Consider the following 16,604-nt stretch of genomic DNA (forward strand, 5'->3'; position numbering starts at 1 on the left):
TGCTTTCTTTTTCGCAGGGCCCCCGGACACCGTCCGGGGGCCCTGCGGCGTTCCGGGGGCCCGCGGCGCGCGGGACGCGGGCCCCCGGCCGGATTCGGGGCCCGCCCCTCTCCGCGCCGCGCGTGCCGAGGGGCTCCGGGCGCGGCGCGCGCGCCGCGGCGGCTCCGGAACCCCCCCCCTCGGCCGCCGCAAGGTCCTCCGGACGGGGCCTCCCCGGCCCTTCGCGCCGTAGCGCTCCCGGGAGGGGTCGTGTTGATTCTGCGCGGGGGAACGGGGGCCGGTCGGGCCGAGAGTATAATGGAGCGAGGAGCATTCTACCTGCATGCTTTCATACGGGGACGGAGGAACGTCTGGTGAGCGACAAGGCACAAGAGGCGGCGAAAACGGCCGAGTTGGCGATGCGCGACGAGGCCAAGCTCGTGGAATTGACGGAAGCGCTGTCGGGAGGGTCGCGACGCGCGCGTCAGAACGCCGCTTCGGCTCTTGCCATCGTTGCCAAGGGGGCTCCCGAATCGCTTGTTCCCCATGGGTCCGCCTTCGTCGACGCGCTCAATCGCCCTGAAGCCCAGACGCGTTGGGAGTGCCTCGACATCCTCACGTCGCTCGTCGACTACGATTCCCGCACGTGCGACAAGGCCGTGGCGGGGGCCGAGGCCGCCCTGTTCGACGAGGAGAGCGGCCCGGTTCGCCTTGCGGCCATGCGCTTTCTGTGCAAGTTGGGCGCTACGACCGAGAACCGTTCCGAAAAGACCTGGCCCTTGATCGACGAGGCCATCCAGTGCTGGCATGGCGACATGGAGTTCCAGGACATGCTCGTTGCGGTGGTGGATTTCTCCGCGGGCAAGCTTGCCGTCCAGGTGAAAGAGGAGCTGGGCGACCGTATGAAGTTCGACGCCGAGAACGGCAAGGGCGCGCTCAAGCGGCGTGCCAAGCAGATCGTCGACAACGTGCAGGCGAGCTGACCTTTTTCCGTATACGCGGCGGGCCTTTCGGGCCCGCTTTTTCGCCGCGCCTTCCCGGATCTGCGGCGCACGGGGATTCGGCAAAGGAGAGCATATGGCACAGCATAAGGTGACGCTCATCCCGGGCGACGGCATCGGCGTGGAGACGTCGGCCGCCATGCAGCGCGTGGTGGAGGCGAGCGGCGTCGATATCGTTTGGGATGTGGCGCCGGCCGGCGCGGCCTGCGTGGAAACGCACGGCACGCCGCTTCCTCGGGAAACCATCGAATCCGTCAGACGCACCAAGGTGGCCATCAAAGGGCCCGTGGCCACGCCGGTGGGCACGGGTTTTCGCAGCGTGAACGTGGCGCTTCGCAAAGAGCTCGACTTGTACGCGTGCCTGCGCCCCGTGCAGTCGCTGCCGGGTGCCGGGGGTCGGTACGACGACGTCGACCTGGTCATCGTGCGGGAAAACTCCGAAGACCTGTACGCGGGCGTTGAGTTCGAAGAGGGGTCCGAGGGCGCCCGCAGGCTCATCGAGCTGTGCGAGGAGGAGGGCGCAGGGTCGATACGGCCCGATTCGGGCATAAGCATCAAGTCCATCTCCGTCACCGCTTCGGAGCGCATTGTGCGCCACGCTTTCGAGTACGCGCTCGAGCACGGCAGGAAGAAGGTCACGGCGGCCCACAAGGCGAACATCATGAAGCATTCGGACGGCTTGTTCCTGCGCGTGGCGCGCGACGTGGCCAAGGAGTACGAGGGGCGCGTGGCGTTCGACGAGCGCATCATGGACGCCTGCTGCATGAACCTGGTGATGGACCCGACGCAGTTCGACGTGATCGTGTTCCCGAACCTGTACGGAGACCTTGCGAGCGATCTTGCGGCTGGCCTCGTGGGCGGCCTGGGGTTGGCTCCCGGCGCGAACGTGGGCGAGGAATACGCAGTGTTCGAGGCCGTTCACGGATCCGCGCCCGATATCGCGGGCCAGAACAAGGCAAACCCGACCGCCCAGATCATGTCTGCAGCCATGATGCTGGACCACCTGGGCGAGGTCGACGCCGCCGCGCGCATACGGCGCGCCGTATGCGCGGTGTACGCGGAGGGCGCCCATTTGACGGGGGACATACGCCGTGCGTCCGGTTCGGCTGGGGCGCCGGCAACTTGCACGGAGTTCACCGAAGCGCTCGTTGCGGCGCTCGACTAGCGAAGACGAGAGGAAGGCGCCGAGGGACGGGATCGCCCGCCCTTCGGCGCACGGCAGCCGCCTCGCGCGGCGGAATGGAGCAAACATGACCGACGAGACGAACCGTTTCGCCGCCACGCTCGACGTGGACGGTGCGAGCTACACCTACTTCCCCGTGTCGGGGGTGCCGGGTTCCGAGAAGCTGCCCTACGCGCTCACGGTGCTGCTGGAGAACGTGCTGCGCAACGTGCGCGACGAGCAGGCGGCCGAAGAGCTCGCCGGGCGCATCGTGGCCGCGGGCAACGCGGGCGAGGTGGGCAGCGAAGTGGAGTTCTCGCCGGCGCGCGTGCTGTTCCAGGACTTCACGGGCGTGCCGGTGTTCGTGGACTTCGCCGTCATGCGCGAGGCGTGTGCCTCCCTCGGCGGTGATCCGGCGAAGATCAACCCGCAGATCCCCTGCGATTTGGTGATCGACCACTCGGTCATCGCGGACGAGGCCGGTTGCGCGGGCGCCCTCGAGCGCAACATGGAGCTGGAGTTCTCGCGCAACAAGGAGCGCTACGATTTCTTGAAATGGTCGCAGCAGAGCTTCGACAACGTGCGCATCGTGCCGCCTGGGGCGGGCATCTGCCACCAGCTGAACATCGAGCAGTTCGCGCACGTGGTGATGACGTCGGACGATGCGGGGGTCGCGCGCGCGGACGGCGAGAGGCCCGTGGCGTACTTCGACACGCTCGTGGGCACCGACAGCCACACGCCCACGGCGAACGGCATCGGCGTGTTGGGTTGGGGCGTGGGCGGCATCGAGGCCGAGGCTGCGGCGCTCGGCCAGCCCATCACGACGCTCGTGCCGCGCGTGGTGGGCGTGCGCCTGACCGGCGAGCTGGCCGACGGCGTGTGCGCTATGGACGTGGCGCTGACGTTCGCGCAGATGCTGCGCGCCAAGGGCGTGGTGGGGTGCTTCGTGGAGTGCTTCGGACCGGGTCTCGACAGCCTGAACGCCACGCAGCGCACGTGCATCTCGAACATGACGCCGGAGTACGGCAGCACGTGCACGCTGTTCCCGGTGGACGATGCGACGCTCGCCTACCTGCGCTTGACCGGTCGCTCCGAAGAGCAGGTGGCGCTCGTCGAGGCCTACGCGAAGGCGCAGGGGTTCTGGAACGACCCGGAGGCTCCGGCGCGCACGTACGCCGAGGTGATCGAGTTGGATCTGGGCTCGGTGGAGCGCTCGCTGGCCGGGCCCTCGCGTCCGCACGACCGCATTCCGCTTGTCGGCGCGCAGGAGCGATTCCGCGCGGTGTGCGACGAGCGCGGGCTCGATCGCGCGAAGACGGTGGACGTGGAGCTGGCGGGCGCGACGCACGAGCTCACGCACGGCGCGCTGGCCATCGCGGCCGTGACGAGCTGCACGACGGCCACCGACCCGCGCATGATGCTGGCCTGCGGGCTCGTGGCCCAGAAGGCGGCTGCGGCGGGCCTCGCGCCCAAGCCGTGGGTGAAGACCATCCTCGCGCCGGGCAGCAAGGCCACCGAGCTTCTGCTCGAGCGCGCCGGGCTCTTGGACGGCTTGCGCCAACTGGGCTTTTACACGTGCGGTTTCGGCTGCATGAGCTGCATCGGCAACTCGGGCCCGATCTTGGACGAGCTGCACGCCGTGGCCGACGACATCGAGCTGGCGAGCGTGCTTTCCGGCAACCGCAACTTCGAGGGGCGCATCTCGCCCGACGTGTCGCAGAACTATCTGGCCGCGCCCGCCACGGTTATCGCCTACGCGCTGGCGGGCACGATGGACGTGGATCTGGAGCACGACGCGCTGGGGCACCGCGCGGATGGCACGCCGGTGCATCTGGCCGACATCTGGCCGACCGACGCGGAGATCGACGCGCTCGTGGACGCGCAGGTGAACCGCGAGCTGTACGAGGACGGCGCGCGCGGGCTGTACGACGGCGACGCGGCCTGGCAGGCGCTGGGAAGCGAGCCGAGCGACACGTTCGCGTGGGACGACGCCTCCACCTACGTGCGCCGCGCTCCGTACTTCGACGGCATGGAGCGCGAGCCGTCCGCGCCGGAGCCCATCGAGGGCGCTCGCGCGCTCGCGCGGCTCGGCGACTTCATCACCACCGACCACATCTCGCCGGCCGGCTCCATCGCGGCCGACTCCCCGGCGGCGCGTTACCTTGACGAGCGCGGCGTCGAGCCGGCCGACTTCAACACGTACGGCGCACGTCGCGGCAACCACGAGGTGATGATGCGCGGCACGTTCGCCAACGTGAAGCTGCAGAACCTGCTGGCCGAGGTGAAGAAGGGCGGTTGGACGCGCGACTTCTTGGAAGGCGATGTGCGCCCGTTGTTCGACGCCGCCATGGACTATGAGGCCGCCGGCGTGCCGCTCGTGGTGGTGGCCGGCAAGATGTACGGCAGCGGCTCGTCGCGCGACTGGGCGGCGAAGGGGCCGGCGCTTCTGGGCATCCGCGCGGCGTTCGCGGAAAGCTTCGAGCGCATCCATCGCTCCAACCTCATCGGCATGGGCATCCTGCCGCTGCAGTTCGCCGAGGGGGAAAGCGCCGAGAGCCTGGGGCTGGACGGTTCGGAGCGCTACACGGTGGGGCAGGTCGACTTCTCGGCCGGGCTGCCCGAGCCGCGCGTGGTGGACGTGAAGGCCGAGCGGGCCGACGGCTCGACGGTGGCTTTCGAGGCGACGGTGCGCGTGGACACGCCCACGGAAGGGCGCTACTACGAAAACGGGGGCATCCTGCCGTACGTGTTGAGAAGTTTATTGTAAGGGCAAAGTAACGTTGGCGCCCGATTGCGCGAGGTAATCGGGCGCTTTGCCGTATAATAGATACTTTAGGCAATCGTAGGTTACGGGAAAGGGATGCCGTGAAACAGACATCCGGAATCGACGCGCTGCTCGAGGCGCTCAAGCAATCAGGGGTCAACGTCGACGGTCGGTTCGACGCCGATGCCGAGGCGCCGTCCGACGGCGCCGGCCGCTCAGGCGGCAACGGCGGCGGCGCGAAGCCTCCCCACGTGCACATGGAGGTTCCGTTCGCGGACCGCATGGCGGCTTGGGGCAAGAAGGCGCTCATCATCGCCGCCATCGTGATCGTGCTCATCGGCTTGGCCGCCTATTGGTGGTTCCATCCGCCCATCAACATCCACAGCACGGACACGTGGATGTTCGTGGCCGTGTTCATTCTGCTGCCGCTGTTCCTGGTGTTCTGGAGCAAGTCGCACAGCTACAAGGCGGGCACGGGCAAGGTCGAGGCGAACCCCGGCAAGGCCAAGGCGTTCAAGTTCGCGAGCTACGTGCCGGTGGCCGTGGCCGTGCTCGGCGTGATCGGCGCCATCATGTCGCTGTCCATCTTCCCCGGCAACGCCGAGAAGTACGCGAACGTGCTGCAGACCGACACGCTCGATTTCGCCAACGACATCAAAGAGGTCAACTACTCGGAGATCCCCATCATCGACCGCGACTCCGCCGTGCTTCTGGGCAACCGTGAGATGGGCTCCATTCCCGAGTTCGTGAGCCAGTTCGAGATATCGCCGCTGTACAGCCAGATCAACTACCAGGGCGCGCCGGTGCGCGTGAGCCCGTTGGGATACGCCGACCTGTTCAAGTGGTTCACGAACCGCGAGGCGGGCATTCCCGCCTACGCGCTGGTGAACATGACGACGCAGGACGCCGAGATCGTGAAGCTGGGCGACAACCCCATCCACTACTCGCAGTCCGAGCCGCTCGTGCGCAACATCGACCGCCACGTGCAGCTGAGCTATCCGTTCTACATGTTCGACGAGAAGTCGTTCGAGATCGACGAGGACGGCCACCCGTGGTGGATCTGCCCGGTGCAGACCCGCACGATCGGCCTGTTCGGCGGCACGACCATCAACCGCGTGGTGCTGTGCGACGCGACGACGGGCGAGACGCAGGACCTGGCCATCGAGGACGTGCCGCAGTGGGTCGACCGCGCGTATCCGGCCGAGCTGCTCATCGAGCAGTACAACTGGAGCGGCAAGTACAAGGACGGCTGGCTGAACTCGGTGTTCGGCCAGGCGGGCGTGGTGCAGACGACGCCGGGCACCGACGGCTCGCTGGGTTACAACTACATCGCGAAGGACGACGACGTGTGGGTGTACACGGGCGTGACCTCGGCCACCGCCGACAACTCCATCGTGGGCTTCGTGCTGGTGAACCAGCGCTCGGCCGAATCGCACTTCTACTCGGTGCCGGGCGCGACGGAGGCGTCGGCCATGCAGTCGGCCGAGGGCCAGGTGCAGAACCTGCGCTACAAGTCCACGTTCCCGCTGCTCATCAACGTGTCCAACGAGCCGACGTACTTCATGGCCCTGAAAGACGATGCGGGCCTCGTGAAGAAGTTCGCCATGATCAACATCAAGCAGTATCAGTATGTGGCCATCGGCGACACGGTGGCGGAATGCCAGAAGTCCTACCAGGCCCTGCTCGCCACCAACGGCGTGTCGACGGGCGATACCGAAACCTTGGGCGTGCTGGAGGCCCAGGGCAAGATCGTGCACATCGCGCAAGCGGTGGTCGAGGGCAACTCGCACTTCTACGTGAAGCTGGAAGACGGCGACAACATCTACGACTTCGCGCTTCCGGGCCTTATCGAAATCGTGGGGTACAAGGAGGGCGACCCCATCGCCTTCAAGTACGTGGAGGCCGAGCCCACGAACCCCGTTGAGGAGATCCTCGCAGCGGACGGCGCCTCGGCTGCCGCTACGGCCAAGGAAGCCCAAGCCACGGGCGACGCGGCCGGTAACGCCGCGTAGGGCGATTGCCCGGAAGGGCCTGCAGGCAACGATGACGCCGTAGGGGCGGGCTACTGCCCGCCCCTACGGGGCTTGGCGTGTTGTTTTGAGCGCGGCGGTTGACATTTTTCGAATTGATGGCAAAATATAGCAGTTGCCTCTTCGGAAGCGACACGATGAAAGATAGTTCCGCTGCCCAAGACAGCAGGCACCGAAAGGTTTAATCGCAGACGATGCGGCCCGCCGAGGTGGTTGTATAAGTTTCGCGCTTAGACGACCCCTGCTGTCATGAGACGGCGGGGGTCGTTCCTTTTTCTCAGGCGACGATCCCACCCGCGAGGGGCGGAACCCGAGTTTGAGAAGAAGGAGGTGTACTACATGCCCAACGTGAAGAACCAAGAGATGCTCGCCAAGATCAAAGAGGATCTGGACGGCGTTTCCGCTGTGTGGGTCGTGGACTACTGCGGCCTGACGGTGAAGGACATCCAGGCGTTGCGCGTGGCTATCCGCGAGACCGGTGCGAGCCTGAAGGTGTACAAGAACACCCTCATGCACATCGCGCTGGAGGAGTCGGACCTGCCCACGCTCGACGATCTGCTGGAAGGCCCGAGCGCGTTCGTGTTCGCCGGCGACGACGTGGCCGCTGCCGCGAAGGCCGTGAAGACGTTCGCCAAGACCAACCAGAACCTGGAGATCAAGGGCGGCTTGATGGAAGGCGCGCAGGTTTCCGCCGCACAGGTGGAGGCTATCGCATCGCTTCCGTCCCGCGAAGAGCTGCTGGCTCAGATCGCCGGCGCCATTTCCGGTGTTGCCCGCGGCCTTGCCGTGGCGCTCAACGGCGTGCCGAGCGGTTTGGCCCAGGTCACGAAGGCCGTGGCCGACCAGAAAGAAGCTGCTTAACCCGCAGCTTGGCAGCGTGACGAGCGCTGCCTAACCGAAAGTTGTACAAGCATCGGTCGGGAAGGCCCGACCGCTTTGAAAGGAAGCTAACATGGCTGTTACTCGCGAAGAGATTATCGAGGCCCTCAAGGAGATGTCCCTGCTCGAGGCGTCTGAACTGGTGAAGGATATCGAGGAGACCTTTGGCGTTTCCGCCGCCGCCCCCGTGGCCGTGGCCGCCGCCGCTCCTGCCGAGGGTGGCGCCGCCGCCGAGGAGAAGTCCGACTTCGACGTCGTGCTCGAGGGCTTCGGCGACAACAAGATCGCCGTCATCAAGGTTGTCCGCGAGATCACGAGCCTGGGCCTGAAGGAGGCCAAGGAGCTGGTCGAGGGCGCGCCGAAGCCGATCCAGGAGGGCGTGGCCAAGGACAAGGCCGAGGAGATCAAGGCCAAGCTCGAGGAAGCCGGCGCCGCCGTCACCCTCAAGTAGCTTATCGCTGCAGGTTGAATCGCGACCATGTGGTCGCTTGGAGGGGCCCGTTGCTTTTGCGGCGGGCCCTTTTCGTCGTAACGCGGGCTTCGCGCCGAAGGCGTTTCTTGGTTGCTGACGTGTCGGCAACGGTTCTTTCTCGTTTTTTAGAGCATGCGTATAGTTAACCGCGTAAACTGGTGGAACGTGAATCGAAAGGCTGCACGGAGGTGCAGCCGTCCGGATAGGAGGCCGCCATGCAGGGATACTTTTCCGCCGCTTGGAACGACATCAAGAGCTCGCCCGGATGGTTCGGCAAGCTGTTGCTGCTGGGTCTGGTGAGCCTCATTCCCGTGTTCGGAGCCATCGTGGTGGCAGGCTATCTGTACGGATGGGCGCGCGACATGGCATGGGGCGTCCACGCTCCCTTGCCCGCGCGCATTTTCGGCAACGAGGACGGCAGGCTGTACAGCCGCGGGTTCTTCGTGCTGGTCATCGGGCTCGCTTGCTCGCTGCTGCCATGGGTGGTCGAGATCATCGGATCGATTCTGACCGGGGGCTCTTTCGGGTTCTGGGCGGGCTGGGGGTACCGTTCCGGGTTCCTGTCGTTTCCGTTCGGCATGGCGTCGGGCTTGGTCGGCCTGGTGTTTTTCGTCTTGTCGATAGCGGCGAGTTTCTTCGCGGTGTGCTTCTACTGGGTTGGCTCCATGCGTATGAGCATCTACGGGCGCTTGTCGGCGGGCTTCCAGTTCGGCAAGGTTTGGAGCATGCTGCGCCATGACATAAACGGCATGCTGCGCATCCTGGGCATGGCCGTTCTGATGGGCATCGCCGTAACGGTGGCGGTGTCGATCATCGCGCTTCTGGTGGTGTTCGCGTGCATGGCCGTCGGCTTCGCCGTCACGGGCGGCAACCTCAACATCAACGCGAGCCGGCCCGACGCGGCCATCGTGAGCATGGTGTTCGCCATCGGCGGCGTGGCCGTCGTTCTGGTGCTGCTCGCAGGGTTCGCATCCATGGTGCTGGCGATGTTCGTCATGGCGATGATCACCCGTGCGCTGGGCTATTGGACGAGGCAGTTCGACGTGCCGGCATGGCGCGGACAGGACGATCCCATGCCGTTCGAGCTGGCGGGCGCCGCAGGCTGGCCGGGCGGACCGGGCCAGCCGCCGAACCAGCAGCCGCCGATGCGCTGATCGGCACGCTTCGAACCCCTCCGACGGGCGGTCGGAGGGGTTCTTTGCTTTCGGGCGCCGCGCGCATCTTGACGCGCTATACTGGTTCGCGAAGGCGCGCTTGAGCGCGAACAGGGGGAAACGAGGTAAGACATGGATTACGGTGAGCTGAAGGAACAGATCAACGGATTGGACGAGCGGCAGCGCAAAGGGTGCGCCCGCGTGCTCTCGCTGGTTTCCATCGGGGGAGGGGTGCGGCCTGAGTTCCGCGAGCATCTGGACGGAGCGTCGACGTACCGCGAGTTCTTCGAGGCGCTGTACGGCGACGACGCCCTGCGCTTCACGAAGGCGTGGGCGGCATGGGCCCGGCACGATGGCAAGCAATGGGTCGAGCGCTTCGAACCGGCCCAGGCGGCGGAGCATGTGCCGTTCGCGGGGCGCGGGCTGCCGGTGGAGTTTTCCGGGAACACCATGCTCGTGCCGTTGGGCGGGCACGGGAAGAAGGCGCGCGTCCTCGCGTTCGAGGACGGGGCTTTCAACGAGGACGCGGCCGCGTACTTCACCTCTTTGGAAGGCGCTTTCACCTGCGGCGGCCTGACGTTCGACGGCATCTACGATGTGTTCACAAGCGGTAACACGGTGCTGTTCGAGCGCTGGACGGTCAACGAGAAGGGCATCCGCGTCAAATCCGCCCAGCTGGCGGAAAACTACGGCCTTACCGGTTGACACTGATCCGGCGGGCCGGTCGGCCCGAAACGATGCGAAGACCGGGACGCTTGCCGAAGGCGCAGAATCGTGCGTCCTTGGCAACCGTCCCGTAGGGCAAGGGCTCTGCCCTTGCCGTCGACCTGCGGAAACGTTGCTGGCTGAGCGGCAAGGGCAGGGCCCTTGCCCTACGGGGAAGACGCGAGGCGCAGGGACGTGCGCCTTACGAGAATTTGACGACGCAGAGCACGACGAACCCTCCGACGACGACGGCCGCCGTCAGGTTCATCACGCGCAGCGGCAGTTTCGCCAGCGCCTTTTGGCACAGGGGGTAGATCACCCAGGTGTAGAGCATGGCCACGGCGCCCAGCGCCACGTCGTTCACGAGCCAGGCCTGGCCCAGCACGTTGAGCGGCAGCTGGGAGTTGTCCCAGAGCGGGTAGACGCCGGCGGCGTTCGGCTGGTTCAGCATGAAGCCCATGCACAGCTCCATGAGCATGCAGACGACGACGGTGACGATGAAGAACTGGACGCCGGCTCCGACCAAGGTGCGCCGCCGCTCCACGAGCCTCGTTTTGAGGGGCACGAGCACGATCACGCACACGGCGGTTCCCACCCCGTACACAAGGAAGGGGTACATCGGGTCGTCCCATACGAGCGAGTCGGCATCCACGATGCCGAACAGGTTCATGAACGAGCAGTAGGCGATCTCCATCCAGTGGCCGAGCACGCTGAACACGCAGAAGTACACGGCCAGGTTGCGCCAGAACGCGAAGGAGTCCGGCGCGTAACCGTGAAGCTCGTCTTCTTTCGACAGAAGGGGCATGGGCTAAGCGGCCCCGAGGGCCCTAGGCGCCCGCATCGGAATCGTACTGGCGTGAGAACTCGATCGTGCTCTCGCCCGTGTCGTCGTCCGCCGTCACCTCGACACCGGGAATGAGCACGTTGATGCAGTACAGGAAGAACAGGATGCAGAATCCGACGACCACGGCGATGAAAGCGATGTTCATACCGTCGCGGGGCACTTTGGCGAGCCAGCCCTCGAGCGCCGGGTAGATAACCCAGGTCATGAGCGTTGCCACCACGCCGAAGGCCACGGCGTTCTGCAGGCACACCTGACCCATGAAGTTGCAGAACATGTCGCTGTAGTCCCATAGCGGCAGCTTGCCGTCGGGCCCGGGCTGGTTGAGCATGAGGCCCATGGCCAGCTCGATGAGCGTGCACACGAGCGCGTTGATGAAGAAGCTGATGATGAGCGGCACCACGCGGCTGCCGATGTGCTTCTCGAGAAAGTTCTTCACGGGGTAGAGCAACAGCACGCACGCCACGGCGCCGAATCCGTAGACGAGGAAGGGGTAGAGCCAGTCCGACCAGATCTGGGAGTTCGGATCGTAGATGCCGGGAATGAGACCGAAGCGGATGAGCGTGCAGTAGCCCGCTTCCATCCAGTGTCCTACCACGCTGAACACGCAGAAGTATATGATGAGGTTGCGCCAAAACGCCCAGGTCTTGGGCTGGTAGTAGTTGATGTCCTTCGAGAGCTCTTGCTGCTTGACCTCGGCGTTGAAGGGCTTCGTGAGCACCGCCTTCGCGCGGCGCGACGTGAGGAAGTACGCGAGCAGGATGATGTCGGACGTGCAGGCGAGCAGCTGGTCCGCGGGGTTGAACACGCCGGTGGCGATGTTGAAGGCGGTGCCGAGAACAATGTTGAACAGGCTGAATCCGATGATGAAGTAACGCGCCAGCCTCTTGCGCTGCCAAATGAGCCAGAAGCTGATGCCGTCGAAGATGAGGTTGACGAAGTCGAGGATGTCCTCGAATCCCAGCTCGTAGTTGCCTTTCACCAGGAACACCAGCAGCGCGATGGTGACGATGACGTTGAAAGCGAAGAACACTTGGAGAAGCCGCATGAAACCGAGCTTCTTCGGGTTGCTGAAATCTTTTGCCATGGGCGGTGACTCCAAACCGTGTGGGGCGAACCGGTGCTATGCGGGAAGGGCCCCCTCGGCCGCTCGCCCGCAATCGTCGTGATTATACCGTAACGTCTCTCGTCGACGCCGCCGCACGGGCGGCGCTTCGGGCGTTCGTGGCGTTTCGAGGGCCTTTCGTTGCGTGCGAGCTGCGGCTGCGGTGCGGTGGACGGCAAAATACGCAACATGCTGCATAGATGCCCGCATACGCGCGTGGCGTTTCGCGGGAGGCGGGCATGCGCTAGCGGCCTTCCGCTTGCGGGGCCGTCTTCGGGCCGCGGGGGTTATCGCTCGCGGCGGCCCGCAGCGTTTCCACGACCTTGGCCGAAGCGGTTCCCACGATGCCCGATCCGAGGATGGTTTGTATCGGGTTGGCGTTGTTCCCATGGCAGGCCTCGTCGCTCATGACCTCGAGCAGGCCGCCCAAGGTGAACCTGACCACCACCATGGCCTCGCTGCTTAAGCGCGATTCGTCGACGTTGAACAGGTCGAACCAGGTTTGCATGACCAGGTTTTTGAGCGTTGCCACGAGCTCGCTCGATCCGTGCTTGCCCACGACGAGCAATGCCCGGTTCAGGCGTTTCCTGAGTCCGGGCTCGTTCGCCAAGGCGCTTATCTGGGCGTCGTCCGTTTCGTTCGGCAACCCGCCCCGCATCAGGAGCATGCGGGCGACTTCGCGGGGGAGCATGTGGTCGAGCGCCTCTTCGGCCAACGATTGCAGTCCGTCGTAGTGGTAGTAGAACGCGTTCTTGTTAACATGGGCCCGCTGCGCGATCTCGCCGACGGTGATCTTGGCGTAGGGCTTCTCGGTGAGAGCCTCCCAGAACGCCTCTTCCATGCGCTCGCGGGCGCTGGGTCCTTCTTGGTCTTTGCGCGGTCGTGGCATTTCTGCACCTCAAAACTAGACAACAAGAACAATATTATCCATTTTAATTAGTCATATCGACCAATAAAATGACTTCCTAAGGATAAGCGATGCCGGAGGGCCGGTCAAGTGCCCGCCGGTAGGTGAGAAGGAGGCTTCCGATGTTCGAGAGACTCGGGAAAGCGAAATACGTGGTGCCACTGGTGCTTGGCATCGTGGTGGCGTGCGTGATGTCCGTCATGTTCTACCCCATGGCGAACATGGAGATGAAAGGGCTGCCGTTCGCCGTGCTCTCGCTCGACGAGGGCGTGGAGACGCCGCAGGGCACCATGAACGTTGGCGAGACCATGATCGAGGGTATAACGTCCTCGACGGCGACGGAGGACGGCGAGGAGTCGCCCATCGCCTGGACGAAGGTGGGCAGCCAAGAGGAGTTGGACGAGGCGTTGGAGAACGGCGAGTACTACGGCGCGCTGATCGTGCCCGCTGACTTCAGCGCTCAGCAGATGGCCGCGAAGCAGGCCGAGACGCAGGCGTCGCTGGCGCAGGCCCAGGCTCTGATGGCCGCGCAAGCGCAGGCCCAAGCCCAGGCAGCGGCTGCCGCCGCCGGCGGCGCTGCCGCGGGCGGCGACGCTTCCACGGGCGATCAAGCGGCGGCCATGGCGGCGGCTGCAAGCGGGGCTGCCGCTGCGGGCGGCGACCAGGCGGCGGCGTTGGCCGCTGCGGGGCAGGCCGGCTCTTCCGACCAGGCCGCCGCTCTGGCCGCGCTTGCCGGGCAGTCGGAAACCGCGACGGAAGCCGAAGAGGTGGAGGCCCCGGCGCTCAAGGTGATCATCGACAAGGCCAAAAGCCCCTTGGTGGCGAGCCAAATGAGCACGAGCATCTCGTCGATGTTCCAGCAGATGGGCGTCGATGTGGACGTCGAGACCATCCACACCGGCTCCGCAGCCGGCGACGACGCCGCGTCGGCGAACCCGATGTCCGGCATGGTGTCGCTCCAACTTGCCATCATGCCCTTGTTCATGGTTTCGATGATGACCGGTTTGTTCCTGAGCCGTATCTTCAAGAAGAAGCCCGGCGAGCCGAGCGCCGCGCGCTGGCAGTCTATCGGCATCCAGGCGGCCTACGCCGTTGCGGCCTCGCTGATCGTCAGCCTGTGCGCGTACTGCATGCTGTTGTGGGTCGCGGGCATCGAGGCGCCCATGGGAGCTATCGTGCCGTTCATGTGGCTTGCCAGCTTCTGCGTGATGCTGCTGTTCATCGGGGCGTTCAACATCTCCACGGGGCTCGGTGCCCTTCTGGCGGTGATTGGTTTTGCCTTGGGCATGATGACGGGCACGTTCCCCTTCGAGGCCCTTCCGGCGTTCTGGCAGGACTGGGTGTACCCGTGGGCCCCGCAGCGCTTCATGAGCGAGGGTATCCGCGCCATCCTGTATCTGGATGCGGGCGCTTGGAACGTGGGTAGCGCTCCGCTCGTGATCGTCGGTGCGGTCGGTGCGGTGCTGGCGTGCATCGCGGCGCTCATCCCCGGAAAGAAGGTTGCGAAGGAGGCTGCTGCCGCCTAGCGCATCTCGCAGAACGCACGAACCGGGAGGCGGGCTTCGGCCCGCCTCTTTTTGCTTCTGCAGCGGAAAAGCCTCCCGAGTCACGAAAATCACCGCTGTGAAGTCCATGCGCGCGGATTATGGTTCGCTCGCGTTGCCGCGACCTGCGGGAACGATCATGGGAAGCAAGAAGGCGACGCGTTGGAGGCTCTTCGGAAGCGAATCGGGCGCTGGGATCGCTTCACAGCGGTGATTTTCGTGACTTGAGCCCCGGTTTTCGTGCGGCAACGATGTCGGCTCGGGCCGTTCTGCGCTGCGAACCGAGAGGTGCCCGATCGGGTTAGAGTGGGGAGGCCGGGCGTGGGCGGCGGGTTGGGGTATCATGGTTTCGAAAGGGCGTTTGGAAGGCGCCTGTCCCGTTTGCCTTACAAGGCGCCCGGTCTCTTTTGGGGCGTTTTGGAGCCGATGGGGCGGGCAAGGGGGTGATGCGTCGTGCGGGATGCAGAGGCGGCGGGCTCGGGGATGATCGAGATGGACGACGTGTTCTTCGAGCGCGTGTACGAGCAGGTGCGCCGGGTGCCGGCGGGCTCGGTGTGCACGTACGGCACCATCGCGGAGCTGGCGGGGTATCCCAAGGCGTCGCGCGAGGTGGGGTTCGCCATGAGCCGCGTGCAGCGCGGGTGGAACCTGCCGTGCCATCGCATCGTGAACGCCAAGGGGACCCTCGCGCCCACCTACGCGTTCGGCGGGCATCGCGTGCAGCGGCAGCTTCTGGAAGACGAGGGCGTGACGTTCGTGGACGACGAGACCATCGACATGGCGCGGCATCGTTGGCCCCCGCTCGACGAACCCGGCGGGCCCGAGCAGCTGGCGCTGCCGCTCGGGTAGGCGTGCAAGCGACCGCAGTCGAGCTTCGAGGGCGGCCGGGCCGCGTCCGTTACAGCCCCAGGCCCTTCGCCACGTTCGCGATGAAGTCCTGCACGTTCGTCACGATGCCGCGCGAGGCCAGCGACCCGCGGTCGGTGAGCTTGTTGACGGCGAACTCGGCGATGTCCACGCAGTAGAAGTACACCTGGCGCACGGTGCCGTCGGGCAGCACGCGGTAGGACGGCGTCATGTTGCCGGTGGCGATGGAGTGCAGCATGGTGGCCATGCACACGACGGTGGTGGCCTTGCGCAGGTGGTGGCGCATGGCGTCCTGCGCCTCGTAGACGTTGCTGATCACGCTGGGCATCGGGCCGTCGTCGCGGATGGAGCCGGCCAGCACGTAGGGCACGTTGTTCTTCTCCAGCGCGTACATGATGCCGCCCGTCACCTGTTCCTCCTCGATAAACCGGGCGATGGAGCCGTGGAACCGCACGCGGTTGATGGTGTCCAGGTGGTTGTAGTGGCCGAGCGGGCGGTTCTCCTGCGTTTCGATGTCCTGTCCGAGCGCCGTGTGGAAGTACGACCCCTCCAAATCGTGCGTGGCCAGCGCGTTGCCGGCGAACACGGCGTCGGCGTAGCCCGCGTCCACGATCTTCGAGAAGGCGGTGCGCGAGAAGCCGTTGAACGAGAACGCCGGCCCCATGACCCACACGATGTAGCCGTGCTCGCGCTCGTACTTCAACAGCTCGTAGAGCTCGTCGTATTCGCGGGAGAACGCGGTTTCCCGCGAGCGTCCCAGGCGGAAGGCGAAGTTGTCCGCGCGACGCCCCGCGTCTTCCGGCGCCTCCGTGCCGCAGTCGGCGGGGCAGAAGCCGTCGGTGTGGACGTAGATGCCGTGCGCGCCCGTTTCCGTGCGGCCGCACACCACGAGGTCGCCCTGCTCGAGGTGGCGGAACTCGCGCACGAACACCTTCCCGTCCTCGTAGACGGGCACGCAGTCCATGCGGCTGTCTTCGGCGAGCAGCCACTCGCCGTCGATTTTGAAGTACTCGGGGTACACGCTCAGGGCGTGGTAGCCCTCCGGGGCCACGCCGTCTTTCGGGGCGGGCTCCATGACGGCGTCCGGCGCGTCCGCGAAAGGGGCCTTCGCGAAGTCGGGCGCGGTGTAGGGGTTCAGTGCGAAGCTCATGGTCGACCTCCTGGTCGAGGTGGAAGGGAGGGGTTTCGCCCGCC

At 65.6% G+C, this 16,604-nt stretch carries 14 protein-coding genes and 1 other annotated feature; of the genes, 10 read left to right on the forward strand and 4 right to left on the reverse strand.

All coding sequences use genetic code 11. The features are described from left to right. Positions 1-353: 353 nt before the first annotated feature. The 8 genes from HCH03_RS15485 (at position 354) to HCH03_RS15520 (ending at position 10,146) form a co-directional block, all read left to right on the forward strand. The gene (locus HCH03_RS15485) at positions 354-962 is read left to right on the forward strand and encodes a hypothetical protein (protein WP_080142104.1); all 609 of its coding nucleotides are present in this window, start codon (positions 354-356) and stop codon (positions 960-962) included. A gap of 94 nt (positions 963-1,056) precedes the next feature. Further along, positions 1,057-2,145 carry an isocitrate/isopropylmalate dehydrogenase family protein gene (locus HCH03_RS15490; RefSeq protein ID WP_221690216.1) on the forward strand — a complete coding sequence of 363 codons (1,089 nt, stop codon included), beginning with the start codon at positions 1,057-1,059 and terminating at the stop codon, positions 2,143-2,145. An 85-nt stretch (positions 2,146-2,230) separates the two neighbouring features. After that, on the forward strand, positions 2,231-4,909 hold the full coding sequence (acnA, locus tag HCH03_RS15495; RefSeq protein ID WP_221690217.1) for an aconitate hydratase AcnA: 2,679 nt from the start codon (positions 2,231-2,233) through the stop codon (positions 4,907-4,909). 98 nt (positions 4,910-5,007) lie between these two features. Continuing rightward, the gene (locus HCH03_RS15500) at positions 5,008-6,918 is read left to right on the forward strand and encodes a Tat pathway signal sequence (RefSeq protein ID WP_185905588.1); all 1,911 of its coding nucleotides are present in this window, start codon (positions 5,008-5,010) and stop codon (positions 6,916-6,918) included. 156 nt (positions 6,919-7,074) lie between these two features. After that, positions 7,075-7,216, forward strand: a sequence feature (ribosomal protein L10 leader region). 59 nt (positions 7,217-7,275) lie between these two features. Next, entirely contained in the window at positions 7,276-7,797 is a 522-nt protein-coding gene (gene rplJ / locus HCH03_RS15505) for a 50S ribosomal protein L10 (protein ID WP_080145096.1), read from the forward strand. A 91-nt stretch (positions 7,798-7,888) separates the two neighbouring features. Further along, positions 7,889-8,266, forward strand: a complete 378-nt coding sequence (rplL, locus tag HCH03_RS15510; protein ID WP_185905587.1) for a 50S ribosomal protein L7/L12 — start codon at positions 7,889-7,891, stop codon at positions 8,264-8,266. Positions 8,267-8,502: 236 nt separating this feature from the next. Next, positions 8,503-9,441, forward strand: a complete 939-nt coding sequence (locus tag HCH03_RS15515; protein WP_185905586.1) for a DUF4013 domain-containing protein — start codon at positions 8,503-8,505, stop codon at positions 9,439-9,441. A gap of 132 nt (positions 9,442-9,573) precedes the next feature. Further along, positions 9,574-10,146 carry a hypothetical protein gene (locus tag HCH03_RS15520; protein WP_185905585.1) on the forward strand — a complete coding sequence of 191 codons (573 nt, stop codon included), beginning with the start codon at positions 9,574-9,576 and terminating at the stop codon, positions 10,144-10,146. A 202-nt stretch (positions 10,147-10,348) separates the two neighbouring features. Here the strand turns inward: HCH03_RS15520 and HCH03_RS15525 are convergent, their stop codons facing one another. The 3 genes from HCH03_RS15525 to HCH03_RS15535 form a co-directional block, all read right to left on the reverse strand. After that, positions 10,349-10,951 (reverse strand): putative ABC transporter permease, encoded by a 603-nt coding sequence (locus tag HCH03_RS15525; RefSeq protein WP_221690218.1) that lies wholly within the window; start codon positions 10,949-10,951, stop codon positions 10,349-10,351. Between the two features lie 22 nt (positions 10,952-10,973). Beyond that, complete coding sequence (locus tag HCH03_RS15530) at positions 10,974-12,074, reverse strand: putative ABC transporter permease (RefSeq protein ID WP_221690219.1); 1,101 nt, start codon at positions 12,072-12,074, stop codon at positions 10,974-10,976. A gap of 262 nt (positions 12,075-12,336) precedes the next feature. Next, a complete protein-coding gene (locus tag HCH03_RS15535; RefSeq protein ID WP_221690220.1) occupies positions 12,337-12,981 on the reverse strand; it encodes a TetR/AcrR family transcriptional regulator in 645 nt (214 codons plus the stop codon). Positions 12,982-13,121: 140 nt separating this feature from the next. Here HCH03_RS15535 and HCH03_RS15540 point away from each other — a divergent pair, with 140 nt between their 5' ends. Continuing rightward, positions 13,122-14,525: a YhgE/Pip domain-containing protein gene (locus HCH03_RS15540; RefSeq protein ID WP_221690221.1), complete on the forward strand. Its 1,404-nt coding sequence runs from the start codon at positions 13,122-13,124 to the stop codon at positions 14,523-14,525. A gap of 471 nt (positions 14,526-14,996) precedes the next feature. Beyond that, positions 14,997-15,392: an MGMT family protein gene (locus tag HCH03_RS15545; RefSeq protein ID WP_368042466.1), complete on the forward strand. Its 396-nt coding sequence runs from the start codon at positions 14,997-14,999 to the stop codon at positions 15,390-15,392. Positions 15,393-15,441: 49 nt separating this feature from the next. Here the strand turns inward: HCH03_RS15545 and HCH03_RS15550 are convergent, their stop codons facing one another. Further along, positions 15,442-16,560 (reverse strand): hypothetical protein, encoded by a 1,119-nt coding sequence (locus tag HCH03_RS15550; RefSeq protein WP_080142115.1) that lies wholly within the window; start codon positions 16,558-16,560, stop codon positions 15,442-15,444. Positions 16,561-16,604 lie beyond the last annotated feature (44 nt).

It is taken from the genome of Gordonibacter massiliensis (ex Traore et al. 2017) (assembly GCF_019731765.1).
Lineage (GTDB): Bacteria > Actinomycetota > Coriobacteriia > Coriobacteriales > Eggerthellaceae > Gordonibacter > Gordonibacter massiliensis.